This is a genomic window from Pseudomonas helvetica, from assembly GCF_039908645.1.
GTDB classification, from domain to species: domain Bacteria; phylum Pseudomonadota; class Gammaproteobacteria; order Pseudomonadales; family Pseudomonadaceae; genus Aquipseudomonas; species Aquipseudomonas helvetica.
Map to the genome: position 1 here is coordinate 3,743,149 of NZ_CP150917.1, position 24,787 is coordinate 3,767,935.

Below are 24,787 nucleotides of genomic sequence, written 5' to 3' on the forward strand. Positions count from 1 at the left end.
TTGAAACGAGGCAGTCGCTGCGACCGTTACGGCCGCAGCTGAGGGATTGGCGAATCAGCGTTGAGCGGTTTTGGCCGCCAGTGAGCTGTTGTCGTGGATCAAGCGGCTAATCATTGCGTCGGCCTCGGCCAACTGACGGTCGTAGACGTTGGTGCTGAACGAAGCTTTTTGTGGCGATTGCTGCGCCAGCACCGGACCGCTCTGGTCGCGCAGGTTAACGTTGACCATTGTCGACAGACCGACCCGCAACGGGTGCTGGGCCAGTTGCTCGGCGTTGATGTGAATCCGCACCGGCACCCGCTGAACGATCTTGATCCAGTTACCGGTCGCGTTTTGCGCCGGCAGCAAGGCAAACGCGCTGCCGGTCCCGGCGCCCAGGCTGTCGATGGTGCCGTTGTATTTCACTTCGCTGCCATAGAGGTCGGCTTCGATGTCTACCGGCTGACCGATGCGCATGTCACGCAGCTGGGTTTCCTTGAAGTTGGCGTCGATCCACAGTTGATCCAGCGGGATCACCGCCATCAGCGCAGTCCCCGGCTGGACCCGTTGGCCCAGCTGGACGGTGCGCTTGGCCACATAACCGGTGACCGGCGCGATCAGCGTGCTGCGGGCGTTGGTCAGGTAAGCCTGGCGCACTTGCGCAGCGGCGGCCTGGACGTCCGGGTGGGACGAAACCACGGTGTCGTCGACCAGCGCGCTGGTGGTGGCAAGTTGCTGCTGGGCATTGGCCAGGGCGTTTTGCGCCGAGGTCAGGTCGTCCCGTGCGTGGGACAGTTCTTCCTGGGAGATCGCCCCGCCCGCCGCCAGATTCTTCCGGCGATTGAAGTTGTCCTGAGCCTTCTGCACTTCGGCTTTCTGGGCGTTGACCTGGGCTTTCATACCATCAACATTGCTGTACAGGCCGCGTACCTGGCGCACGGTGCGGGCCAGATTGGCTTGTGCACTTTGCAGGCCGACTTGCGCGTCGTTCGGGTCGAAGTTGACCAGCACCTGACCTTCGTGGACCAGATCGCCATCGTCCGCACCGATGCTGACAACCGTACCGGTGACCAACGGCGTGATTTCCACCACGTTGCCGTTGACGTAGGCGTCGTCGGTGCTTTCGCTCCAGCGTCCGTAGAGTTCGTGCCAGCCCCAGACACCCAGGCAGCCAACAATCACCAGGACCGTCAGCACCAGCAGCATGAATTTGCGTTTGCCTGGATTGCCCGCGTCTTGGGCGCTTTCAGGCGTTGGGTTGTTTTCGATAGTGGCCATGACAAGTACCTTGAATTATTGATTCAGCGTGGCAGGCGCTGCGGATGGGGTGGCCGTGGCCAGGGTGTCGGCTTGAAAGCCGCCGCCCAGTGCCTGCATCAGTTGAATCGACAGATCGATCTGCTCGGCATTCAGGTTCGCCAACTGACGTTGGGCCTGGAGCAATTGCTGCTCGATGCTGAGCACGTCCAGGTAGTTACCGATGCCGGATCCGTAACGCTGGACCACCGTGTTGTAAGAATCCTGGGCAATGTCGGTGGCGTGTTGCTGCGCACCAATCTGCCGACCGATGTCACGCAACTGGGAAATCGTGTCGCTGACATCCCCCAAGGCTTTCACCAGCGTCTTGTTGTACTGCGCAACGGCGAGGTCGTAGTCGGCGTCGCGTGCATCGAGGTTGGCGCGCAAGCGGCCGCCATCGAAGATCGGCAACGACACGGTGGGCATAATGTTGAAGAAGCGACTCGCCGAGCCGAACAGGGCGTCACCCAACAACGATTCGGTACCGGCGGCGGCGCTCAGGTTGAGGTTCGGGTAGAACTTTGTCTTGCCGGCGTCGATGCTTTTGCTCGCCGCCTCGACCCGCCAGCGCGCGGCGATCAGGTCAGGGCGACGACCGAGTAATTCAGCCGGCAACGTCGATGGCAATGCCACGGCGCTGGCCTGAAGGACTTTCGGTCGGGCAATCTCGTTACCACGATCCGGGCCTTTGCCGAGCAGCACGGCCAGGGCGATTTTCGCGCTCTGCAGGGTCTTTTCAGCGTCGATCAACGTCGCTTCGGAACTGGCCTCCAGGCTTTCGGTTTGCTGATACTGGTATTGGCTGTCGATACCGGAGCTCAGCCGGCGCTTGCTCAGATCGAGCATTTGCCGGGTGCGCTTGAGGTCGTCGTTAGCCAGGTCATAAACGATATGGGCCTGCCCGAGGTTGCTGTAGGCGCGGGCGACGTCGGCCGACAAGGTCAGTTGCGCGGCTTGCTGATCGACTTCAGCCGCGCGGGCCTGGCCCAGCGCCGCTTCCCAGTTGGCACGCTGACCGCCCCAGAGGTCGAAGGTGTAATTGAAGCTGGCACCGATGCTGCGCACCGTGGCGTAGTTGCCGCCCGCTCCGGTCGGGTCCTTGTCACGCGCCAGGCGCGAGCGGCTGACACTGGCGCTGGCGTCGAGGGTCGGCATCCGCGCGGCATCGGCGGCATAAGCGGCGGCGCTGGCCTGGTGGGCACGGGCGTCGGCGATCTGCATGTCCGGGCTGTCGTGCAGGGCTTCGCGAATCAGACTGTCGAGCTGCGGGTCGCCAAGGCTTCTCCACCAGTCGCTTTTTGGCCAGGCCGCCGGCGACAGGCTGACACCGTTAAGGGACTGCCCGGCCTTGAGGGTTTTCGCATCGAGGCTCACGCCTTGGGTGTTCAGGCCGCTGTAGCTGGCACACCCGGCCAGGCTCATGGCCAACAGCACCAGGCTGACGCGAGTACGCAAGGTTTTACTGCTCATTTGTCACCTACCCGCAGCACGGTGATCGGATCACCGGCCGCCAGCAAAATTTTCTTCAGGATCTGCTCCAGGGTTTTCAACTCTTCTGGAGTGATGGCGCCTGCCAGTTCGTTCATCGCCTCGGCACCGATATGCGGCAGACGGTCGGCCAGCTTCTGGCCTTCCCCGGTCAGTACCAGCCGTACCTGACGGCGGTCGCCTTCGCAGCGTTGGCGGGAGAGAAATCCCTTCTGTTCCAGACGATCGAGCATGCGGGTCATCGAACCGCTGTCCAGTGACAGGTGCCGGCACAGCTCAGCCGGGGTATCGACGCCAAACTGGGCCATGATGATCAGCACCTTGAACTGCGCGGCGGTGATGCCATGGGGTTCCATGTGCGTATCGATGATTCGGTCCTTGAGCAGCGCGGCGCGCCCGAGCAAGAGACCGAGGTGGCAATTCTGGAATTCGTCTGGCGTGAAATGTTTCATCTGACCACCCATTAGCTGCCTAGGCAGGGAAAGTATGTCCAGATATTACTGCTTAGGCAGCGAATGTCAACGCAATAGTTAGGAGGCTTTGTAATTAGCTGATAAATGGCGGGAATAAGATCGCAATCATTGTGGCGAGGGGGGTTGTCGAAACGCCGCACCGCCCCGTTCGGGTGCGCAGCAGCCGTCGATATCAAAATCGACGTGTGCCTGAACGAATGTGATTGCAGATTTGGGGCAAGCCCCCTCGCCACAGGGAGCGGCCCCAATCGGGGACGGGCTTAGAAATCCCGTTTGTAGAAGATATCCAGCGAACTGGCGATGCCACTGGCGGCTTCCAGGTAGACCATTTTGCTCAGTTTGTAGCGCAAGGCGATGGTGTTGGCCGGTTCGAATACGCCGACGCCGTAACGCAAACTGAGTTTCTCGGAGAGGTTGCCGCTGGCCACCACGCTGGTGGTGGTGCCGCTGCCCTGGGTGTCGAGCTGGAAGTCCTGAATGCCCAGATCCTTGGCCAGACTGCCGGTCAGATCGGAACTGCCCATCAAGCCCAGTCCCAACGCAGCTTGAGCCAGCATGTTGTTGTCTTCGCCATTGCTGGTCAGCGGACGCCCAAGCACCAGATAGGACAATGCCTGTTCCTGGCTCATCGCCGGTTCCGAGAAGATCTGCGTGGTCGGCTGCTCGGCGCTGCCGCTCAGGCGAATACCGGCGATCACGTCGTCGGTCTGGCGCACCGCTTCGATGTCCAGATACGGCTGATCGATGGGCCCGGCGAACAGCAGCCGCGCTCGCCGTACCGTCAGGCGCTGGCCGTACGCACGATAACGGCCATCGTTGAGCCAGAGCTCGCCGCGGGTGTCCATGTTGTCACCGATGTGCACATGACCTTGCAGGTTCGCCGTCAGGCCGAACCCGGTAAAGCTGAGCTTGTCCTCACCGACCGCCACATCGATGTCCATTGCCATGGCCATCGGCGGTTTGCCCGCTTCGGTCTGGTGACCGACGATCACCGTGTCATCGGAGACCTTGACCGTTGATGGCGGCAACTCACGCACGGTGATTTCGCCCTTGGGCACCTGCACCTTGCCGACAATCGCCAGTTTGTCGTTGTTGATCGAGATTTTCAGGTCCGGCGCCACTTCCAGCACGGCGTACGGCTCGACCGTGACCGGCAGTTGTGTGCCTTTGAGGCTCAGATCCACCACCAACGCCTGACCCCAGGCAACATGCCCGTTCAAGCTGCCCTGCCCGGCCTTGCCACTTTTCCAGCCGCCGTTGAGTTGCACGCTCTCACCGGCAATCTGCGCCTGAAGCTGCAACGCTTCGAATCGCGTCGGCAGCTGTGGGCCAGAGATCTCACCGTCACTGAGGGTCAGGTTGCCATTGACCTGCGGCGCCAGCAGCCCGCCCGACAAACTGCCGCTGCCATTCAAGCGCCCGGTCAGTTTCTCGACCATCGGCACAAACGGTCGCGCCACCGACAGGTCCAGACCGCTCAAACGGAATGAGCCGCTCAGCGGTTTGCTCTTGGGTAATGGATTGATCTGCGCCTGCACCATCAGCTCGCCCAACTTGCCACCGACAAAGTCGAGCTGCGTGTCGATGCGTTTCGGGGTCAGGGTGCTGGTCAGTTTCAGCGTCTGGTAAGGGAAATCCAGCCACTGATCCTTTTCCTTCATGCGCAGCGTACCGCCGCTGGCATCGACCATGATCTGGCCTTTCGGGCCGCTGGCCGGCAGGTCGAGTTGCACATCGGCATTGAGCTTGCCGTGCCAGGCAAAATCTTTCGGCAGCCATTGCGCGAGGCTGTCGATTGGAAACTGCTTGAGGTGGTAACGCAGCTTCGGTTCGGGCATCAGCCGCTGGTCTTCGCCGCACAGGCTGGCCTGCCCGGACATCCAGCAATGCGCGCCGAAGGTCAGCTTGCCGTCGGCCAGGCGTTCGATTTTTGCCGGATTTTGCAGCTTCCAGTCCTGGCCGCCAGCCTGTATGTCGCCACTGGCCAAACGGCCGCGCCAATTGCCTTTATCCAGATTGCCGTCGAGGCCCAGCGCCAGTTTCAGTTGCGGGCCCAGCAGGTCCAGTTGCAGCTTCTGGCTTTTGATATCGCCCTGGCCGCTGGCGGTCAGCGTGCCCAGTTGAGTGTCGCCGGCCTGAATGCCGCTGCCCTTGAGGTCGATCTTCGCCCGTTGCGCGCTGTCAAGACTGGCGTCGAGGTTCAGGCTTTGCAGGCGATTGTCGTCGAACGCCAACTGCACGCCTTGCAGGCTGAGTTTGCCTTGCGGTGCCTTGAGGTTGCCGGCGACGTCGACCCGACCGTTGAGCTGACCGCGCAACTGCGGCCAGAGCTGGCCGAGACGTGGTGCCTTGATGTCGATCTGGCCGGCGAGTTTCTGTTGCAGACTGCCGCTGCCATCGATGCGGTTATCGCCCAGACGAATGTGCAGCGCGCTGAGGTTCCAGCGCTCACCCGCGCCATCGGCCTTGGCTTGCAAGACGGCCGGCTGACCGCGCAGCTTGCCCTTGAGGTCGAGATCGGCGTTGAGGCTCAGTTGTTCGTTTTTCATTTCACCCTTGCTGCGCAACGGACCGGCGAGGGTCCCCGGCAGCTCCGCCAGCCAGTACGCCGGGTTGATCGCCGACAAATCCAGCGCAGTATCCCAGGCAATGCCATCGGCGAACTGCAGGTTCAAATGCCCTTCGGCCTTGCCCTGCCCGGCCACCAGTTTGAATTCCGGCAGGAAGATTTTCGTCAGGTCGCCGCTGAACGGACTGCTCAGGCTGAACGCTCCGGCCGGACCATCCAGCGCCGCCTTGAAGTTGCCCAGGTAGTTGCCGTCGCGGTAGGACACTTGACCATTGAAGCTGCGCAGCGCCACCTGGGGTTCGGCGATCAGCGGGTACAACCGATGCCACGGGAAGTCCAGCCAATCGATTTTCGCCTCGGCACTCAGCCCCTCGGACCAATCGAGCTGGCCGCTCAGCTTGAGGTTTTGCGTGTCATTGGCGCTCAGATCGAGCCCGGCGATCTGCGCGCCCTTGGCGTCGACCTTGCCTTGCAGCAGCAACGCGACCGGGCCCTGCTCCGCTGGCAATGTCGCTTTGCCGAGCAACTGATAACCGCTTTTCAGGTCACCGTTGCCGGTCAGTTCCAGCTGATTGAGCTGCAAGGTGTCCGGCAAATCCGCGCTGGCCTTGAAGCCATCGGCGGTAATCCGCACCTTGGCCGGCAGGTTTTCCACCAGTGGTTGCAACTCACCCGTCAGTTGACCTTGCAGGTAACCGCTGCTGTCGGCGCGCAGGTTCAGGGTTTTCAACAAATCGCCGTCGACTTTCAGCGCCAGCGTCCACGGTGCTTTACCCGGTGCCGGCAAGGTCAGCTTGCCTTCGACGCTGAGCGGCCAGTTGCCGGTTGGTTGCAGCAGCCCGGACAAATCCAGGCTGAGGTCGTCGCGTTGCAGATGTACGGAGTCGATCTGCAAGCCCTTGGCCGTCCAGTGCGCGGCCAGTTGCAGGTCTTTGAGCTGCTCGCTGCCGTTGAGCAACAGGCTGCCGATCTGCACCTCGCCCAACTGGATCGCCACCGGCAATTTCAACTCGGGCAGGCTGATCGGCCCGCTGCTGGCTTCGCTGCTCGGGGCAAATTGCAGAATGACTTGCTCAGCCTTCAATTGCTCGATGCACAGGGTCATGCGCAGCAGGCACAGTGGCGACCAGGCGAACAATGGCTTGTTCAGCTCGACCCGACTGCCCGTTTGCTGCCAGAGCAAATGATCGGCACTCCATTGGCCGCCCAGGCGACCCTGGAAATTCTCCACGCTCAAACCCGGCACTTGGCCCAGCGTCCAACGGCTGCCTGCTTGTGTACCGAGCAAGGCACCGATGCTCAGCAACAGCAACGCCACCAGCGAGAGCATCGCCAGCAGCGCTATTTTCAAACCACGCTTCACAGCTCAGGCCCCATGGAAAAGTGCAAACGAATACCACCGGGATCATCCAGCGCATGGGCCAGGTCGAGGCGGATCGGCCCGACCGGCGAAACCCAGCGCACGCCGACGCCGACCCCGGTCTTGAGGCTCGGCAGGTCCAGCGTGTTAAACGAGTTGCCCTGATCGACAAAGGTTGCGATACGCCATTTTTCGGCGATGGAATATTGATACTCGACGCTGCCAGCCACCATGTAACGCCCACCCACGCGCTCGCCAGCGGAGTTTTCCGGCGACAGGCTCTGATAGTCGTAACCGCGCACGCTCTGATCGCCACCGGCAAAGAAGCGCAATGACGGCGGTATGGTTCGATAACCATTGGTGGCACTGCCACCTAACTGTGCACGAGCGAGGAACCGATGGTTGTCCCACACCGTGGTGATGCCTTTGACCAATGCAGTGCCATACACCACGTTATTGTCCGAACCCACCCCTTGCTTGGCCACCTTGCTCTCGAACTGCAAGCGGTAACCGTTGTGCGGGTCGATGCGGTTGTCACTGCGCAGATAGGAATAACTGATGCCGGGCATCAACAAGGTACTCAGGCCCGAATCGTCGCCCAGGCGATATTCCTCGCGCTGCCATTTCAATGAGATCACCCGCTGCCAGCCGCTGGGCAATTTGCTGTGCCATTCAGGGCCTACGGTCAGCAATTTGCTCAGACTGTCAGTGTTGGCCAGTTCTTCATTTTGATAACCACCGGCAAAGCGCAGCTTGTCGGTGAGCGGCGGATCCAGTGGCACGTCGTACCAGAGGCCGACGTTCTGCCGTGGCGCCGAGACTTCCGCTTCCCAGCCATAACTGTGGCCTTCGGCGTTGACCCAGTGCCGGGTCCAGTTGGCCTTGGCCCGTGGCCCGACGTCCGTCGAAAAGCCCAGCCCCAGGCCCATGGTGCGCGGTTTGCGCGTGTCGAGTTTGACCGCCACCGGAATCACATCATTGGCCGCAGCAGTCGGTGCCGCATCCACCCGCACCGCGTCGAAGTAGCCGCTCGATTGCAACGCCTGATTGAGTTCGGCGATCAGTTCGGAGTCATACGGTGCGCCGCTCTTGAACGGCACCATGCGTTGCAGCAGGTCTTCGTCGAACGGCGTATCGCCGGTAAAACTGACCTTGCCCAAGGCATAACGCGGGCCACTGTCGTAAATCAGCTCGATGTCGGCGACACCGGCCCGAGGATCGACCAACAGTTTCTGGCTGGTAAAGCGCCCACTGAAAAAGCCGAAGCGCGAAGCCTGATTCTGGATCAGCCGCTTGGCGTCTTCGTAATGGCCGTGATTAAGCACAGCACCGGATTTGAGCAGGTCGCTCTTGGGCACACGAAAGGATTTGAGGCTCGCGGCCGGGCCGTCGACACGAATGGTCACGTTGCGCAAATGCACCGGTTCGCCGGGGTCGATGTTCAACACCAACGTTGGCGACTTGCCGTTTTTGACTTCGCTTTCTATATGGGGCTGGTAGTAACCCAAGGCCTGGGCGGCCTTGCGGGCCTGCTCTTCGGCGCCACGACGAAAGCGCAACAAGGCTTCCTCATCGCGATCGCCGAGGCCGCCGATATAGCCCTCTATATTGGCCTTCAGTTCATCGTTGGACGGTTTGATCCTGACGTCCAATTCACTTTGCGCCAGGGCCGCTACACTGCTGAACAGCATGAGCAAACCGCTGGTAAATCTTCCTGGAAACTTCATAGGCGCGGATGCTATCACGAGCGTGGGGGCGTGATAGAGCGAACAATCTGAACAATAATTCGATCTCAACCCGTTGCGCTGTGCAACACCTGCGGATTGGCGTGGAAAAACACGTGTTCGAGAACAGGCCCTACAGCGACCTCGCCAATCTCTTCATAACCCTGCCGCTTATAGAACTCCAGATAACGCGGATTCCCAGTGTCGAGTACTACACCTTGGGAATGCTCGTCGACGGCGCACCAGTTATGCACGGCTGTAAGCAACTGCTCGCCGAAGTGCCGACCTTGAAACTCCGGATGAATCCCCAGCAACGGCAAGACATGCACCGAGTCCGATGGCAGGCAGGCCGCCACCGCCGCGTGATACTCCAGATAACGCCGGGTGCAACGCAACCCGGCGCTCAGCACCATCCGCAGGCGCCAGGCCCAACTTTCGGTGATGCCCAGACGACGTTGCGGCGGCGCGATCAGCGCAATGCCGATCAACCGGTCATTGATCAGCAGACCGATCGCCGGCAATTCCTGTACAAAATGCTGTTCGACCAGTTCCCGTATCGTGGCTCGCACCCGGTGTTCATAGCCAGGGCGTTCAGCCTCGAACAGGTACTTGAAGACTGGCTCGTGTCGATAGGCGTGGTACAGCAAGGAGCGAGCTTCGTGCGAATAGCCACTGTCGAGCCGGTGGACATCAGCAATGGCAGTTGAGGTTTCAGGCATGACGGTCTATCTCCCCTGAGCGGGGCTAAAATGGCCCCGTTCTTATAAGTACGAACCCGCTACAAAGCTGATCGTTCCCACACTAAAGGACATTAGCAGTGCATCTGCCCTACTGCCATGCTGGCTGACTTCGTACATGTCAGCTAGCATCGCACTTTTGCCAGGACTGCCGACCATGAAGATCGTCTCGTTCAACATCAATGGCCTGCGCGCTCGCCCCCATCAACTGGCGGCACTGATCGAGAAGCACCAGCCGGACGTCATCGGCTTGCAGGAAACCAAGGTCGATGACGTCCAGTTCCCGCTCGCCGAGCTTGAGGCGCTGGGCTATCACGTGAGCTTCCACGGCCAGAAAGGTCATTACGGCGTCGCCCTTATGTCACGCCAGGCACCGCTCGCGTTGCACAAAGGCTTTGCCAGCGACGAAGAAGACGCCCAGCGCCGCTTCATCTGGGGCACGTTCGCCGATGCCAACGGCGTACCGGTGACGATCATGAACGGCTATTTCCCACAGGGTGAAAGCCGCGACCACCCGACCAAGTTCCCGGCCAAGGAGCGCTTCTACAACGACTTGCAGACGCTGCTCGAAACCCAGTTCAGCAATGACCAGCCGCTGGTGGTGATGGGCGATGTGAACATTTCCCCGGAAGACTGCGACATCGGCATCGGCCCGGACAACATGAAGCGCTGGCTGAAAACCGGCAAATGCAGCTTCTTGCCGGAAGAGCGCGAGTGGATGGCCCGTTTGAAGAACTGGGGCCTGGTGGACAGCTTCCGCCACCTGAACCCGGACGTAACGGATCGCTTCAGCTGGTTCGACTACCGCAGCCGTGGCTTTGAAGACGAGCCCAAGCGCGGCCTGCGCATCGACTTGATCCTCGCCTCCCAAGGGCTGCTGCCACGGGTCAAGGCAGCCGGTGTCGACTACGAACTGCGCGGCATGGAAAAACCTTCGGACCATGCGCCGATCTGGCTTGAGCTGAGCTGATCGCTGCGATCGTTCCCACGCAGTGGGAACGATCATTGCGTCGTCATATTTCAGCAACCTTTCTGTCTTATTCTCCCGACACTTCCTGTGACCTTGAAAGGTGTCGGCTCGATGCTGCGCGTCCTGTTACCGCTGCTGCTCTGCGGTTTGCTTCCGCTCTTTGCCACCGCCGCTGAGCTGCCGATACCCGAGCATGGCCCTGCCCTGCGCATTCAAGGCTCCAACACCATCGGGGCAGCCCTCGGCCCGGCGCTGGTCAAAGGGTTGTTGCTGGAACAAGGGTTGCTGAAGGTCCATAGCGAAGTCTCGGACAGAGACAACGAACAGCAAATTGTCGGCCAGACGGCCCAGGGTCGGCGGGTGGTCGTGGACATCGCCGCCCACGGCTCCAGCACCGGGTTCGCCGCACTGAAAAACGCCAGCGCCGACCTGGCGGCGTCTTCGCGCCCGATCAAGGACAGCGAACTGGTCGACCTCGAAACCCTCGGCGACCTGAAAAGCCCGAACGCCGAGCAAGTCATCGCCATCGACGGCCTGGCGATCATCCTGCACCCGAAAAACCCGCTGACGCAGCTGAACACCGAACAACTGGCGCGGATTTTCAGTGGTGAAGTGAAAACCTGGGAAGAACTCGGCGGTACCGGTGGCCCGCTGAACCTTTACGCCCGGGATGACCATTCGGGCACCTATGACACCTTCAAGGAACTGCTCCTGAGCCATCGCGGGAAAACGCTGGCGGGTTCGGCAAAACGCTTCGAATCCAGCGAGCAACTGTCCGATGCGGTCAGCCAGGACCCGCAAGGCATCGGCTTCATCGGCTTGCCTTACGTGCGTCAGGCAAAAGCTGTGGCGATTGTCGATGGCAACTCACAGCCGATGTTGCCGCTCAACAGCCTGATCGCCACCGAGGACTATCCGCTGTCGCGTCGGTTGTATTTCTATTTGCCGCCTGATGGCCAGAACCCCTGGGCCGACGCGCTGGTGAAATTCGCCCAGAGCAGTAAGGGTCAGGCGATTGTTGCCGCCAATGGTTTTATCGCGCAGACCGTGCAAGCCATGAACGTCGCGCCGAACCCGCAGATGCCTGACGACTACCGGGCAATCATTGATCATGCACAACGACTCACGGTGAATTTTCGCTTCGAAGAAGGCAGCGCCAACCTGGACAACAAGGCCCGACAGGACCTGTCGCGGGTGCTCGACTATTTAAAGCAGCACGACAAGCTGAACAAACAGGTGACACTGGTTGGCTTCGGCGATGCCAAGACCGATTCGCAGCGGGCGGCCCTGCTATCGAGGCTGCGTGCCATGGCCGTGCGCCGCGAGCTGGTGAAAAGTGGTGTGGTGTTTCGCGAGATTCGTGGCTTTGGAGACGAAATGCCGGTGGCGGCCAACAGCGCCGATGAAGGACGGATCAAGAATCGCCGGGTGGAAGTCTGGGTTTACTGACAGCCGCGCTCACTCTGGCGATTCAGGCTTGCGCAATAAATAGGTGTCCATGATCCAGCCGTTGGCCAACCGCGCGGCTTTCCTGACCCGCGTTATCTCTTGCGCAACGTCTTTGAGCTTGCCGGAAATAAGAATTTCATCCGGCGTGCCAAGGTAGGCGCCCCAGTAAATCTGTTGCTCCTGATCGGCCACCTGCAGGTAGGAATCTTCTGCATCGAGCATCACCACCAGGCTGTCGGCGTCGCTGACCTGGCCCGCAGCCAGGCGGCGGCCGGTGGTAATTTCAATGGAGCGCCCAATGCGATTCAGCGGCACCTTGTGCTGCGCCGCCAAGGCCTGGACGCTGCTGATGCCGGGAATCACCTCGAAGGTGAAGGTACAACGACCGGACTCGAGGATCGCCTGCAAGATCCGCAGGGTGCTGTCGTACAACGCCGGATCGCCCCACACCAGAAACGCCGCACACTCATCGTCCGTCATCTCTTCATTGATCAAGCGCTCGAAGATCTGTTGCTTGTCGCGGTTCAAATCGACAACGCTGGCGTTGTAGTCCACATCGCCGCGCACCCGCTCGGGGCTGTCGGCCTCGACGAAGCGATAAGCCGGATCGGTGATATAGCGCTCGCAGATTTCCCGCCGCAGGTCGATCAGCTTGTCCTTGCTCTGCCCCTTGTCCATCAGAAAGAACACATCGACCCGATTCAACGCATTGACCGCCTGCATGGTGATGTATTCGGGATTGCCGGCACCAATGCCAATGACCAGTAGCTGCTTCATGGATGCTTCACCTCGCTGTGCATCATGGTGTCTAACGGCTCATCCGTAGATAAACGCACCAATTTCCTACACGAACTAAAGCACTAGCGTACAGCATCAGGCGAAACCCACGCAGGCCTTGTCGGACAAGACTTTCGCCCCACTTTAGTGCTTTTCAGGCACATGAAAAAATTCACTAGACATGTAGCATAAATTACATAAATACTGATTTAACGGATTATGAAATAAAAGCAACACACCCCTCTAGCAGGAGCTCGGATGCCCTCACTCAGAGACCGGATCACCGATCCCGGCCTGGACCTCACGCCGTCGGAACGCAAAGTCATACGTGCATTGCTGGACCAGTACCCGCGCAACGGGCTGGGCCCGATGTCACGCCTGTCCGAGCATGCCGGCGTCAGCGATCCGACCATCGTGCGCCTGGTGAAAAAACTCGGCTTCGGTGGCTATGCCGATTTTCAGGACGCACTGCTCAGCGACATGGATCACCGGCTGCGCTCGCCCAGTGCACTGTTGCAACCGCGTTCGCACCTCAAGCAAGACGATGTCTGGACCCATTACCTGGCGGACAGTCACCGCGCCCTGCTCGAAACCCAGGCCCTGACCCAGCCCGAAGATGTGCGCATCCTGGCCGAATGGCTGCTGGATACACGGCATCAAGTGCATTGCTTCGGCGGACGCTTCAGCAGCTTCCTCGCCCACTACCTGCTCAATCATTTACGCCTGTTGCGTGCAGGCTGCTTTGCCCTGGAAGACAACGCGCAACTGCCCGATCGGCTGTTCGATGTGCAACGCCAGGACGTAGTGCTGGTGTTCGACTATCGACGCTATCAATCCCAGGCTCTGCGCGTTGCCAGCGCGGCCAGGAACCGGCATGCGCGCGTCGTGCTGTTCACCGATATCTACGCCTCGCCGCTGCGCGAGATGGCGGATCTGGTGATCACTGCGCCCGTAGAGTCGGCGTCGGCCTTCGACACCCTGGTGCCGGCGCTGGCCCAGGTCGAGGCCTTGATTGCCTGCCTGACGCCGCGTTGCCCGGATCTCGCCGAGCGACTCGAAGGCATCGATGCACTACGAAGCGATTTCACCACTCACCTGCTGGAGGAAAAATAAGGATGTTTATGCTCCCCCATCACTCGCCCCGTGACTTGCCGTTTGCTACCGACCACACCGCGTTGCTGCTGGTGGACATGCAACGCGCCTGGCTTGAGCCGCAGTTCGACCCGCATCTGCAAGGGCCCGACGCCAAGTACTTCCTCGAGCGCACCCGCCAACAGGTGATTCCCAACCAGCTCAGGCTGTTGGCCGCCGTGCGCACGGCTCGGCAGAACGTTCTACACACGCTCATCGAAAGCCTCACCGCCGACGGTCGAGACCGCTCGCTGGACCACAAACTGTCGGACATGCACCTGCCAAAAGGCAGCCCGCACGCCGCCATCATTGAAGAACTGACACCAGCCGAAAACGAAATCGTCTTGCCCAAGACCTCCTCCGGGGTCTTCAACTCGACCAACATCGACTACGTGCTGCGCAACCTGCAAACCCGCCATCTGATCATCGCCGGCATCGTCACCGACCAGTGCGTCGACATGGCCGTGCGCGATGCGGCTGATCGCGGCTATCTGGTAACACTGGTAGAAGACGCTTGCGCGACCTACACCGAGCAACGCCATCTGGCGTGCCTGAACGCGATCAAGGGTTATTGCTGGATCACCGACACGCAGACCGTGCTCGACCGTTTGCAGGCGTTGCAGGCATGAGCCGCGCCAACAGCAGTGAGCCCCTGACGCCCGTGGCCATGACCACCATCGTCACCACCGACCTGATCGGCGTGACCCGCGGCCGCTCGTTTCCCAGCGATGAACTCGAACACTACAAAGCCGCCGGTTGCGGTTGGGTCCCGGCCAACAGCGCGCTGACCCCGCAAGACATCATCGCCTCCAGCAACCCGTGGGGTGCCTACGGTGACTTGCGGCTGATCCCCGACCTGGCCAGCCGGGTGACGGTCAACAACGGTCCCGATGCCAGTGCGCCGGCCCTGGATTTCATCCATGGCGACATTTGCGAAACCGATGGCCGTCCATGGGCGGCCTGCCCGCGAACGCTGCTACGCAACGAAGTACAGCGTTACCACGATGAGCTGGGGCTGCAGATCACGTCGGCCTTCGAGCACGAATTCAACCTCACCACCGACAGCGCCCAGGCCGAGCATCTGGCGTTTTCGCTGGAGGCCCAGCGTCAGGGCGCAGCGTTCGGCGGTTGGCTGCTCAGCGCCTTGCGCGCAGGGGGGGTCGAGCCGGAAATGTTCCTGCCCGAATATGGCAAGCACCAATACGAAATCACCTGCCGGCCGACCCAGGGCGTCGCGGCGGCCGACCGCGCGGTCAACGTGCGCGAGATCACCCGTGAGATCGCCCGGCAAATGGGCCTGAACCTGAGCTTTGCACCCAAGACCTCGGAACACGCCGTGTGCAACGGCGTGCACCTGCACCTGAGCCTGCACGACCTGTCCGGCGATCCGGTGTTGTACGACGCCGGGACCGCGAATGGCCTGTCGACCCTCGGCCAGCACTGGTCCGCAGGCGTGTTGCACTATTTGCCGGCCCTCTGCGCGTTGACCGCGCCGACTCCGATTTCCTATGAGCGCCTGCAACCGCATCATTGGAGCGCGTCGTACGCGTGCCTGGGCCAACGCAACCGCGAAGCCTCGCTGCGGATCTGCCCGACCGTGAGCCTGGGCGGCAAATCCGAGGCCGCGCAATACAACCTCGAATTCCGCGCCATGGACGCCACGGCCTCCCCGCATCTGGCGCTGGCCGCCGTGCTGATTGCCGGCCGACTGGGCATCGAGCAACGCCTGGCGCTAAACGCGATCACCGATGAAGTCCCGGATTCGCTGAATGAAGAACAACGCCAGCGCCGCGGCATCGTCGCCCTGCCCGTCTCACTCGCTCAGGCCCTGAACCACCTGCGTCACAGCGAGGCCTTGCTTGAAGCCTTGCCAAGCGCCTTGCTCGACACCTACTTCGCCGTCAAAACCGAGGAACTTGCCTTGACCCAACACCTGTCACCCGCCCAACTCTGTGAGCACTATGCGCGCCTCTACTGAGTCCGCCGAGTTCGGGTTTTACACCGAGCCGGCGTACAGCCTGAGCCGGGAAGCGTCCGAGCACCCGCTGATTCTGGTGTGTGAACATGCCAGCCGCTACATCCCGACGGCCTTGAACGATTTGGGGTTGAGCAGCGAAGCCGCGCACGAGCACATTGCCTGGGACATCGGCGCGCTGGCGCTCGCCGAAAGCCTGTCCAAAGCCCTCGGCGCGACCCTGCTGGCGGCCAACTACTCGCGTCTGCTGATCGACCTCAACCGTCCATTACAGGCCCCGGACAGCATCCCGGCCAAGAGCGAAATTTACCCGGTGCCGGGGAATCAGAACCTCGACAAAGCGACCCGCGACTACCGCCGCGAGTGCCTGTTCACGCCGTTTCACACACGCCTTCACCATCTGATCGATGCCCGCCTGGCCGAAGGCCGCGCGGTGCGGGTGGTGGGTATTCACAGCTTCACGCCGATCTACTTCGGCCAACCTCGAGCGCTGGAAGCCGGCGTGCTGTATGGGCAGGCCGAGGAGTATGCGAACCGGCTGATCGACGGGTTGGCCAGGCATCCATTGCGGGTTGCCGGCAATCAGCCCTACAAAATCAATCCGGCGAGCGACATGACAGTGCCGGTTCACGGCGACGCCCGTGGCATCGATTCGGTGCTGATCGAGGTGCGCAATGACCTGTTGCGCAATCGGCTGGCGGTCCAGACCTGGAGCGATTATCTGGCGCCGTTGCTGTAGAACCGAAGCCTCAAACGAACTGTTTCAAGCTGAAAAAACACCGATGGTTGTACCGGTAAAACAACGATAACAAACGCTGTAACGTGTTTTTACCAGCCTGGTTCAAACACATTGCCGCAGTGACCTACAAGGAGAACCGCTTCATGGAAATAGAAGAATTCGGCTACAAGCAAGAGTTGAAACGCAGCCTGTCGCTGACCGATCTGGTGGTTTACGGGATGATTTTCATGATCCCCATCGCCCCGTTCGGCGTATACGGCTACGTCAACCAGGAGGCGCCCGGCATGGTGCCGCTGGCCTACATCATCGGCATGGTGGCAATGCTGTTCACCGCCTTGAGTTACGGCAGCATGGCACGGGCCTTCCCGATCGCCGGCTCGGTCTACTCCTATGCTCAACGCGGGCTGCACCCGCATGTCGGCTTTATCGCCGGCTGGCTGATGCTGCTCGACTACCTGCTGATCCCGCCGCTGCTCTATGTGTATGCGGCAATGGCGCTGAATCACCTGTACCCGGACATTCCCAAGGTCGGTTTCATCCTCGCCTTCCTGGTCAGTGCGACCTTCGTCAACCTGCGGGGAATCACCTTTACCGCACGGATGAACATCATCTTTCTGCTGGCGCAACTGGTGGTGCTGGGGATCTTCCTGTTCTACGCCTGGACCGCCTTGCACGGTGGCGCCGGTAACGGCCAGCTGACCCTGGCGCCGTTGTACAACCCGGAGCACTTCAACTTCGCATTGCTGATGCAAGCGGTGTCGATTGCGGTGTTGTCGTTCTTAGGCTTCGATGCGATTTCGACCCTGGCCGAAGAGATCAAGGGCGACCCGGGCCGCAGCGTCGGCAAAGCCGCGTTGATCACGCTGGTGGTCATGGGGGTGATTTTTGTCGTGCAGACCTGGATCGCCACGGACCTGGCCGCCGGCATGGGCTTCAAGTCCGCCGATACCGCGTTCTATGAAATCGCCGAAATCGCCGCCGGCAGCTGGCTGGCAACCGTTACCGGTGTGGCCACGGCTCTGGCCTGGGGCGTGGCGGTGGCGATCACCTCGCAAGCCGCGGTATCGCGCCTGCTGTTCGGCATGGCACGCGACGGCAAACTGCCCAAAGTGCTGGCCAAGGTCCACCCCAAACACAACACCCCGTACATCAGCATTTACCTGGTGGCGGTGCTGTCGCTGCTGATCTGCTACCTGTTCATCAACTCGGTGGACACCCTGACTTCATTGGTCAACTTCGGGGCCCTGAGCGGCTTCATGCTGCTGCACCTGACGGTGATCAACTACTACTGGCGTCGGCAGAAGTCCGGCCAGTTCATCCGTCATCTGGTCTGCCCGGTGATCGGTTTCGTCATCGTCAGCGCCATCCTCTACAACATGGGTGTCGATGCGCAAAAGCTCGGCGGTATCTGGATTGCAGCGGGCCTGGTCTATCTGTTTTTCCTCAACAGAATCGGCGCCAGCGCTGTGTTGCCGGACCCTTCCAACAGTTAGAAAAGGTCAGCATTTAAAACGTCGAGCGGTCGCTGACAGGGATTAGCCGACCGCCGTTGTAGTGCGTGGAAACCGACAGTGATAGTCAAGCCTGATGCCCGGTATCAGGCCCTTTGATACAGGAGTACATCCATGCTGGCCTTACGCCCAGTTCAGTTATCCGACCTGCCTCAGTTGCAACAACTTGCGCGTGACAGCCTGGTGGGTGTCACCTCGTTGCCGGACGACACCGAGCGCCTGCGCCAGAAGATTCTCGCATCCTGTGCATCGTTTGCCAGTGACGTGAAGAACCAGGGTCCGGAGAACTATTTCTTCGTGCTGGAAGATCTGGCCAGTCAACGGCTGCTGGGCTGTTCGGAAGTCCTCGCGACCGCCGGTTTCAACGAGCCCTTCTACAGCCTGCGCAACCGCCCGTTCACCAGTGAGTCGCGCGAGCTGAACATTCATCACGGGGTGCCGGCGCTGTCGTTATGCCAGGACCTCAGCGCCCATACCTTGCTGCGCGGTTTTCACATCAACACCGAGCTTGAACGCACGCCCTCCTCGGAAATGCTTTCACGGGCCCGACTGATGTTCATCGCCGCCCATCCGCAACGCTTTTCCGACGCCGTGATTACCGAAATCGTCGGCTACAGCAGCGACACGGGTGAATCGCCATTCTGGGATGCGCTGGGCAAGCACTTTTTCGACCTGCCCTACGTCGAGGCCGAACGCCTCTGCGGCTTGCAGAACCGAAGCTTTCTCGCCGAGTTGATGCCGCACTACCCGATCTACGTGCCGATGCTGCCGCAAAGCGCTCAGGCGTGTATTGGCCGGATTCATCCGGATGGCCAGGAAGCCTTCGACATCCTTGAGCGTGAAGGCTTCGAGACCAACAGCTACATCGACCTCTTCGACGGTGGGCCAACACTGTTTGCGCGCACCCCAAGCATTCGTTCGATCGCCCAGACCCGCACGGCCATTGCCCGCTTGAGTTCACACAGCGGCGGCAAGACGCCGTATCTGCTGAGCAATGACTCTTTGGAAAACTACCGGGCAATTGTCGCCGAACTGGACTGGAGCGCAGACGAACCCGTCATGCTCGACGCCACTCAACTCGATGCGTTGCAACTGGACAACGGCGGCCCGGTTCGGCTGATTGCGCTATGAAGCAGGTCTTCCGCACTCAAGGAGCTCCATCATGATCGTGCGCCCGGTTCAAATGACTGACCTGCCTGCGTTACTGGCGCTGGCACGCAGCGCCGGCCCGGGGTTCACCTCGCTGCCGGCCAACGAAGAACGTCTGACCCTGCGCGTCCGCTGGGCGCAGCGGACCTTTGCCGGTCAGGTTGAACGGGCCGACGCCGACTACCTGTTCGTGCTCGAAGACGACGATCATCAGGTGATCGGCGTCAGCGCCCTGGCAGGTGCTGTCGGGCTGCGCGAACCCTGGTACAACTACCGCGTCGGATTGACGGTCAACACCTCGGCGGACCTGGGAATCCGTCGACAAATCCCGACCTTGTTCCTCAACAACGAAATGACCGGCCAATCGGAAATCTGCTCGTTGTTCCTGCGCCCGGATCAGCGTCAGGGCCATAACGGCCGCCTGCTGTCGGTGGCGCGATTGCTGTTTGTTGCTGAGTTCCCGCACTTGTTCGGCAAAAAACTGATCGCCGAGCTACGCGGCAGCGCCGACGAGCACGGGTGCTCGCCGTTCTGGGACAGCCTGGGTCGACATTTTTTCAAAATGGATTTCAGCCACGCCGATCACCTGTCCGGGCTCGGCAACAAGTCGTTCATCGCCGAGCTGATGCCACGTCAGCCGCTGTACACCTGCATGCTCACAGAGCAAGCCCAGGCGGTAATCGGCAAGGCCCATCAAAACGCCGAACCGGCGCGCAGAATCCTCTGCAACGAAGGCTTTGCCCATAAGGGTTACATCGACATTTTCGACGGCGGCCCGGTCATCGAAGCCCAGGTCTCGAAAATCCGTGCCGTGCGCAACAGCCAGTCTCTGGACCTGATGGTCGGCACACCTGACGACAACGCGCCGCTCTGGCTGATCCATAACCAGCGCCTGGAAAACTGCCGGATCACCGCCGCCCGCGCCCGACTGGTCGGCAACAGCTTGCTGGTCGATCGCCTGACCGCCAAGCGCCTGCAATTGCAAGCTGGCAGCTCGGTACGCGCCGTGCCGATGCTCAAGCAACAACAGCAGGCGGTTGCCGCATAACGTGCCAGACAAACAGCAAAAAACCCGCACATGGCGGGCTTTCTGCTTGATGGGGTCAAATCCTTTTGTCAGTTCAATCTGCGCTTCAGGATGTGAGTAATTCGTGAAAAGCCTGTCGCAGGATCGAGAAAAAGACAGACCGCACTGAACACTCTATTTAACTGAATCCAAAACCGGTTCCGGCAACCGCCGCCCGAGCACATCCAGCAGATCACAACCGTCACGCAACGGGATGGCGCACAGCAAGGCGAAATCGTTGAGGATCACCGAATCGCTGGCAATTTCGCCACGCATCGCCAGGTTTTCCAGCACCTGAGTCACCGCACGAATGCGATAACGGGCAGCGTCGAGCAGGATATCGAGCGGCGCGTGGGTGTCGACGAACAGGGTCGGCATGTCAGAGCAGTTGCTGGTGAGGGCCATGTAGCGGTTGGAAGGATGGGAGGTTGGCGGAACGTAGGGTGGATTGGGGGTGTAGGTGTTCATTTTTGTGACTCCTAACGTATGGGTTGAAGCCGCCAGACATCACTTCCACGCAATAGGTGGCGGCTGTACGCAGGTGTGGAAGACCGGGACGTTAGGCACCCGGCGCGCTCGAAAGCGCCCCGCGCACAGCCACCATAAAACTCAGACGATAAAAAACGCCGAACTGGTGGCGCTTTGTGCGCCTAACGATAGAAGGGCTTCCACACCCTGTCACTGAATTTGCAGTGACAGCCCAAAGACTATCGATGCAGCCCATCACGCACCAGTTCATGCACACCGCCACAGCATGCGGGAAATCTCCGACAAGTTCGCCCGGAAACTTCATCGATTGAACGGACGCCATCGCGGGCAAGCCACGCTCCCACAGGTTTGCGCGCGTTCTGTTGATCGTTCCCACGCTCCGCGTCAGCTCGTGAATCGGAACGCGGAGCGTCCCCGGCGGCATTCCCACGCGGAGCATGGGAACGATCTCAAGCCCTACGCGCCCCAACCACTCAGGCCGGCTGTCAGGCCGCCGTGCTGTGGCTTTTGATCTTGATCCACCCGCCCCTTCGGGAGGCCGAGTGGAGGTGTTCATCAGGGGGTGGGCGCGCAGCGCCGTACGGCGCAGCCGGACACATCGAGAGGAGGTCGTCGCGAAGCAGACCGTAGGCGATGCCCCCTGATGGACACCGGAGCAAGGGTACGCCGAGCCTAGGCGAGGTGCCGGACGCTTGGGGCGAAGACCTTTGGTTACTTTGGGGCGTTTGCCAAAGTGACCCGCTGTAAGAGCGGAACCGTAAGCCGCCGTTACCGCAGAAATGGATATGTACACCAGCGGGAGATTGGTCGGCTATCGGGCCGCCATCGCGGGCAAGCCCGGCTCCCACAATGGATTGATGTACATCTGCAAGAGATAGGCCGGCTGTCAGGCCGCCATCGCGAGCAAGCCCGCTTGTATGTTTAGACTTGAAGGGGTGGGTGGGACTAAAAGCCCGATTCTGACTCTAGCCAGTACAGACCGTGGGAGACTTCGTCCCACCCCTTCTACCCAAAAGCGCCAATAAGGAATTCATCGGCAAGGCCGACGATAGAGACAAGCCAGCGCAACGGTAGACCCCAACAAGCTCTTAAACCCTAGCTCCGAGGATTCGTCATGACAATCCTTACTTCGCAAACGGTCGTGGGTGTTGATGTGGCCAAGGCCGAGGTGCTCGTCTATCGCGCCGATCTGCAAACCACACAAGCCATCCCCAATAATCGGGCAGCACTCAAACGCTGGCTCAAGACGCTGCCCGCCAAAAGTGGCATTGCCGTCGAGGCCACCAACATTTACCACTTGGACACGGTTGAGTTGGCCCATGAGTTGGGTCATCAGGTCTACGTCGTGGACGGTTATCGCTTGAGTCATTACCGCCGCGGTGTCGGCCAACGAGCTAAAAATGATCCGTGCGATGCCCGTCTTCTGGCTCGGTATCTGGCGCATGAACAGGCTGGGTTACGCGCTTGGAGCCCGCCGCCCAAGGCTTACAAGGCCCTGCAAAGCCTGCTTCATCGACGGGCAGCACTGATCAAGGCGCGTGTCAGTCTGGCTCAGAGCTGGGCCAATGAGCCGCGCCTGGAAGAAGAGCTGAAATGTCTGATGGGGACGTTTAAGCACTCGGATTTGGCCATTCAAAAAAAGCTGCGTGACCTGAGCAAAGAGGCCGGAGCCGCCGAAAATATTGAGCGTTGCAAGGCCATTGAAGGCGTCGGTGTACTGACGGCAACCGGATTTGCGACGGCTTTTTTGCGTGGCGAGTTTAAGGACAGCAATGCCTTCATCGCTTTTTTGGGCATGGACTTGAGGGTTGATGACTCGGGAAAAAAGACGGGGAGTCGCAGTCTGACCAAGAAAGGGGATCCGGAAATACGGCGTTTGGCCCACAACTCGGCCATGGCCGCCTGTCGTTCAGCGACCTGGAAACCCTTTTATGAAGGGTACCTGGCCAGAGGTTTCAAGAAGACTCAGGCCCTGGTAATCCTTGCCCGAAAACTCGCCCGGGTGGCGTTCGCCCTGATGAAAAACCAGAGCGAATACCAACCGAATCGACCGTTGCAGGGTTGTCCTGCAACATAGAATCTCCCACAGGTGAACTGCGTACATCTGCGGGAGATTGGTCGGCTGTCCGGCCGCCAAGGTCAACAGATCGCAGCCTGCGGCAGCTACAGACGAACTTCGTCCTTGAGGATGTCAAACAACGCCTGCGCCGCCGCCGACAACTCATGCCCCGGCTTGGTCAACACCCCAATGGCCCGCTCAATCACCGGATCACTCAAGGTAATGCAACACGCCCCAAGCTCACGCATCTGCTCGACACACAACGCCGGCACCGCACTCACCCCCAGCCCACTGGCAACCATCCGCCCGACGGTCGCCAACTGATGACTCTCAAACTCCACCGGCAACTTCATCTGCCGCGCCTGCAAGTGCTCCTCAAGCATCACCCGCACCGTCGACGGCCGCTGCAACGTGATAAACGGCTGCTCCAGCAGCGTTTTCCAGTCAATCTCGGCACGCTCGGCCAGCGGCGAATCACTCGGCACCACCGCGACAAAGCGATCCATATACAACGGAGTGAATTCCAGCGATGAACTCTGCGTCGGCTCAAACGCCACGCCAAGCTCCACGTGACGGTCACGGACCATTTCCAGCACCTGCTCGTTGATCACGTCGTTCACCGTGACGTTGACCTTGGGGTAGCGCGCACGAAAGGTCTTGAGAATCGGCGGCAGCAGGTTGCCAGCAAACGACGGCATCGCCGCCAGGGTCACCCGCCCTCGCTGCAGGGTGAAACGCTGACGCATTTCATCCTCGGCGTTGTCCCAGTCAGCGATCAACCGCCGGGCCAGCGGCAGCAGGGACTCGCCCTCCGGGGTCAGCGCAACGTTGCGGGTGGTGCGGCTGAACAGCCGCCCACCGAGCCCGTCTTCCAGCGCCTTGATGGTCAAACTCAACGCCGACTGCGACAGGTGCAGCCGCTCACAGGCCACCGCAAAGCTCAAACTCTGCGCCACTGCCAAAAACGCCCTGATCTGCTTGACTGTCATCACCGTCCCTCACCCTGCTGACTACAACCGATTACTGAGTTTTATCTATTAATCAACCTTAAAAATCAACTTATCAAATCAATCTGATAGAGCAACACTCCACCCCATACGGCTAGCCAGCCGCCCACAAAGAATAAAAGAGGTGCATATGGCAGGTTTCGACAAGCGCGTGAGTTCCTATGAGGAGGCTCTGGCAGGCCTCGAAGACGGTATGACCGTGATCTCTGGCGGCTTCGGGTTGTGCGGTATTCCGGAAAACCTGATCGCCGAGATCAAGCGCAAAGGTACCCGTGACCTGACCGTGGTTTCCAACAACTGCGGCGTCGACGGTTTTGGCCTCGGCGTCCTGCTGGAAGATCGCCAGATCCGCAAAGTGGTCGCCTCCTATGTTGGCGAAAACGCCCTGTTCGAAAAGCAACTGCTGAGCGGCGAGATTGAAGTCGTGCTGACCCCGCAAGGCACCCTGGCGGAAAAAATGCGCGCTGGCGGCGCTGGCATTCCGGCGTTCTTCACCGCCACCGGCGTCGGCACGCCAGTCGCCGAGGGCAAGGAAATCCGTGAATTCAAGGGCCGTCCGTACCTGATGGAAGAGTCCATCACCGGCGACTTCGCCATCGTCAAAGGCTGGAAAGCCGACCACTTCGGCAACGTGATCTACCGCCACACCGCGCAGAACTTCAACCCGCTGGCAGCCACCGCTGGCAAGATCACCGTGGTCGAAGTCGAAGAGATCGTCGAACCCGGCGAACTGGACCCCACACAGATCCACACCCCAGGCATCTACGTCGACCGGGTCATCTGCGGCACGTTCGAAAAACGTATCGAACAACGCACCGTGCGCAAGTGATCCTCGC

20 protein-coding genes are annotated in these 24,787 nt (G+C 60.4%); 11 read left to right on the plus strand and 9 right to left on the minus strand.

The genetic code is table 11. From position 1 onward, the window contains the following. Positions 1-54 precede the first annotated feature (54 nt). The 6 genes from AABM55_RS17260 to AABM55_RS17285 form a co-directional block, all read right to left on the minus strand. On the minus strand, positions 55-1,257 hold the full coding sequence (locus tag AABM55_RS17260) for an HlyD family efflux transporter periplasmic adaptor subunit (RefSeq protein WP_103317218.1): 1,203 nt from the start codon (positions 1,255-1,257) through the stop codon (positions 55-57). A 15-nt stretch (positions 1,258-1,272) separates the two neighbouring features. Then, complete coding sequence (locus tag AABM55_RS17265; RefSeq protein WP_347927085.1) at positions 1,273-2,748, minus strand: efflux transporter outer membrane subunit; 1,476 nt, start codon at positions 2,746-2,748, stop codon at positions 1,273-1,275. Beyond that, the gene (locus AABM55_RS17270) at positions 2,745-3,218 is read right to left on the minus strand and encodes a MarR family winged helix-turn-helix transcriptional regulator (RefSeq protein ID WP_054598367.1); all 474 of its coding nucleotides are present in this window, start codon (positions 3,216-3,218) and stop codon (positions 2,745-2,747) included. Before AABM55_RS17270 ends, AABM55_RS17265 begins: the two co-directional genes overlap by 4 nt. A 281-nt stretch (positions 3,219-3,499) precedes the next feature. Next, the gene (locus AABM55_RS17275) at positions 3,500-7,171 is read right to left on the minus strand and encodes a translocation/assembly module TamB domain-containing protein (RefSeq protein WP_347927086.1); all 3,672 of its coding nucleotides are present in this window, start codon (positions 7,169-7,171) and stop codon (positions 3,500-3,502) included. Then, entirely contained in the window at positions 7,168-8,895 is a 1,728-nt protein-coding gene (locus AABM55_RS17280; RefSeq protein ID WP_347927087.1) for an autotransporter assembly complex family protein, read from the minus strand. Before AABM55_RS17280 ends, AABM55_RS17275 begins: the two co-directional genes overlap by 4 nt. A 65-nt stretch (positions 8,896-8,960) precedes the next feature. Next, a complete protein-coding gene (locus AABM55_RS17285; protein ID WP_054597871.1) occupies positions 8,961-9,611 on the minus strand; it encodes an N-acetyltransferase in 651 nt (216 codons plus the stop codon). Positions 9,612-9,786: 175 nt separating this feature from the next. Between AABM55_RS17285 and xthA the strand changes: the two genes are divergently transcribed. Both xthA and AABM55_RS17295 read left to right on the plus strand, forming a co-directional pair. Beyond that, entirely contained in the window at positions 9,787-10,599 is an 813-nt protein-coding gene (gene xthA, locus AABM55_RS17290; protein ID WP_103317224.1) for an exodeoxyribonuclease III, read from the plus strand. A 111-nt stretch (positions 10,600-10,710) separates the two neighbouring features. Next, complete coding sequence (locus AABM55_RS17295; protein WP_347927088.1) at positions 10,711-12,048, plus strand: phosphate ABC transporter substrate-binding/OmpA family protein; 1,338 nt, start codon at positions 10,711-10,713, stop codon at positions 12,046-12,048. Positions 12,049-12,057: 9 nt separating this feature from the next. On the opposite strand, the gene cobF is transcribed toward AABM55_RS17295, so the two are convergent. Then, positions 12,058-12,825 carry a precorrin-6A synthase (deacetylating) gene (cobF, locus tag AABM55_RS17300; protein WP_347927089.1) on the minus strand — a complete coding sequence of 256 codons (768 nt, stop codon included), beginning with the start codon at positions 12,823-12,825 and terminating at the stop codon, positions 12,058-12,060. A 258-nt stretch (positions 12,826-13,083) separates the two neighbouring features. Between cobF and AABM55_RS17305 the strand changes: the two genes are divergently transcribed. The 7 genes from AABM55_RS17305 to astA all read left to right on the plus strand — a co-directional run bounded on the left by AABM55_RS17305 (position 13,084) and on the right by astA (position 20,378). Beyond that, positions 13,084-13,938, plus strand: coding sequence for a MurR/RpiR family transcriptional regulator (locus AABM55_RS17305; RefSeq protein ID WP_054597875.1), 855 nt, complete (start codon positions 13,084-13,086; stop codon positions 13,936-13,938). A 2-nt stretch (positions 13,939-13,940) separates the two neighbouring features. Continuing rightward, complete coding sequence (locus tag AABM55_RS17310; protein WP_347927090.1) at positions 13,941-14,585, plus strand: isochorismatase family cysteine hydrolase; 645 nt, start codon at positions 13,941-13,943, stop codon at positions 14,583-14,585. Beyond that, entirely contained in the window at positions 14,582-15,934 is a 1,353-nt protein-coding gene (locus AABM55_RS17315; RefSeq protein WP_347927091.1) for a glutamine synthetase family protein, read from the plus strand. Before AABM55_RS17310 ends, AABM55_RS17315 begins: the two co-directional genes overlap by 4 nt. Continuing rightward, the gene (locus tag AABM55_RS17320; RefSeq protein ID WP_347927092.1) at positions 15,918-16,670 is read left to right on the plus strand and encodes an N-formylglutamate amidohydrolase; all 753 of its coding nucleotides are present in this window, start codon (positions 15,918-15,920) and stop codon (positions 16,668-16,670) included. The genes AABM55_RS17315 and AABM55_RS17320 overlap by 17 nt, the downstream gene beginning before the upstream one ends. Positions 16,671-16,813: 143 nt before the next feature. Further along, on the plus strand, positions 16,814-18,163 hold the full coding sequence (locus AABM55_RS17325) for an APC family permease (RefSeq protein WP_347927093.1): 1,350 nt from the start codon (positions 16,814-16,816) through the stop codon (positions 18,161-18,163). Positions 18,164-18,295: 132 nt separating this feature from the next. Then, positions 18,296-19,312, plus strand: coding sequence for an arginine N-succinyltransferase (locus tag AABM55_RS17330; RefSeq protein WP_347927094.1), 1,017 nt, complete (start codon positions 18,296-18,298; stop codon positions 19,310-19,312). A 31-nt stretch (positions 19,313-19,343) separates the two neighbouring features. After that, positions 19,344-20,378 carry an arginine N-succinyltransferase gene (astA, locus tag AABM55_RS17335; protein ID WP_347927095.1) on the plus strand — a complete coding sequence of 345 codons (1,035 nt, stop codon included), beginning with the start codon at positions 19,344-19,346 and terminating at the stop codon, positions 20,376-20,378. 153 nt (positions 20,379-20,531) lie between these two features. On the opposite strand, the gene AABM55_RS17340 is transcribed toward astA, so the two are convergent. After that, on the minus strand, positions 20,532-20,864 hold the full coding sequence (locus AABM55_RS17340; protein WP_103317243.1) for a hypothetical protein: 333 nt from the start codon (positions 20,862-20,864) through the stop codon (positions 20,532-20,534). Positions 20,865-21,999: 1,135 nt separating this feature from the next. Here AABM55_RS17340 and AABM55_RS17345 point away from each other — a divergent pair. Then, complete coding sequence (locus AABM55_RS17345; RefSeq protein WP_347927096.1) at positions 22,000-22,962, plus strand: transposase; 963 nt, start codon at positions 22,000-22,002, stop codon at positions 22,960-22,962. Positions 22,963-23,048: 86 nt separating this feature from the next. On the opposite strand, the gene AABM55_RS17350 is transcribed toward AABM55_RS17345, so the two are convergent. Continuing rightward, complete coding sequence (locus AABM55_RS17350) at positions 23,049-23,933, minus strand: LysR family transcriptional regulator (RefSeq protein ID WP_054597883.1); 885 nt, start codon at positions 23,931-23,933, stop codon at positions 23,049-23,051. A gap of 148 nt (positions 23,934-24,081) precedes the next feature. Here AABM55_RS17350 and AABM55_RS17355 point away from each other — a divergent pair, with 148 nt between their 5' ends. Next, positions 24,082-24,780, plus strand: a complete 699-nt coding sequence (locus AABM55_RS17355) for a CoA transferase subunit A (protein ID WP_054597884.1) — start codon at positions 24,082-24,084, stop codon at positions 24,778-24,780. Positions 24,781-24,787 lie beyond the last annotated feature (7 nt).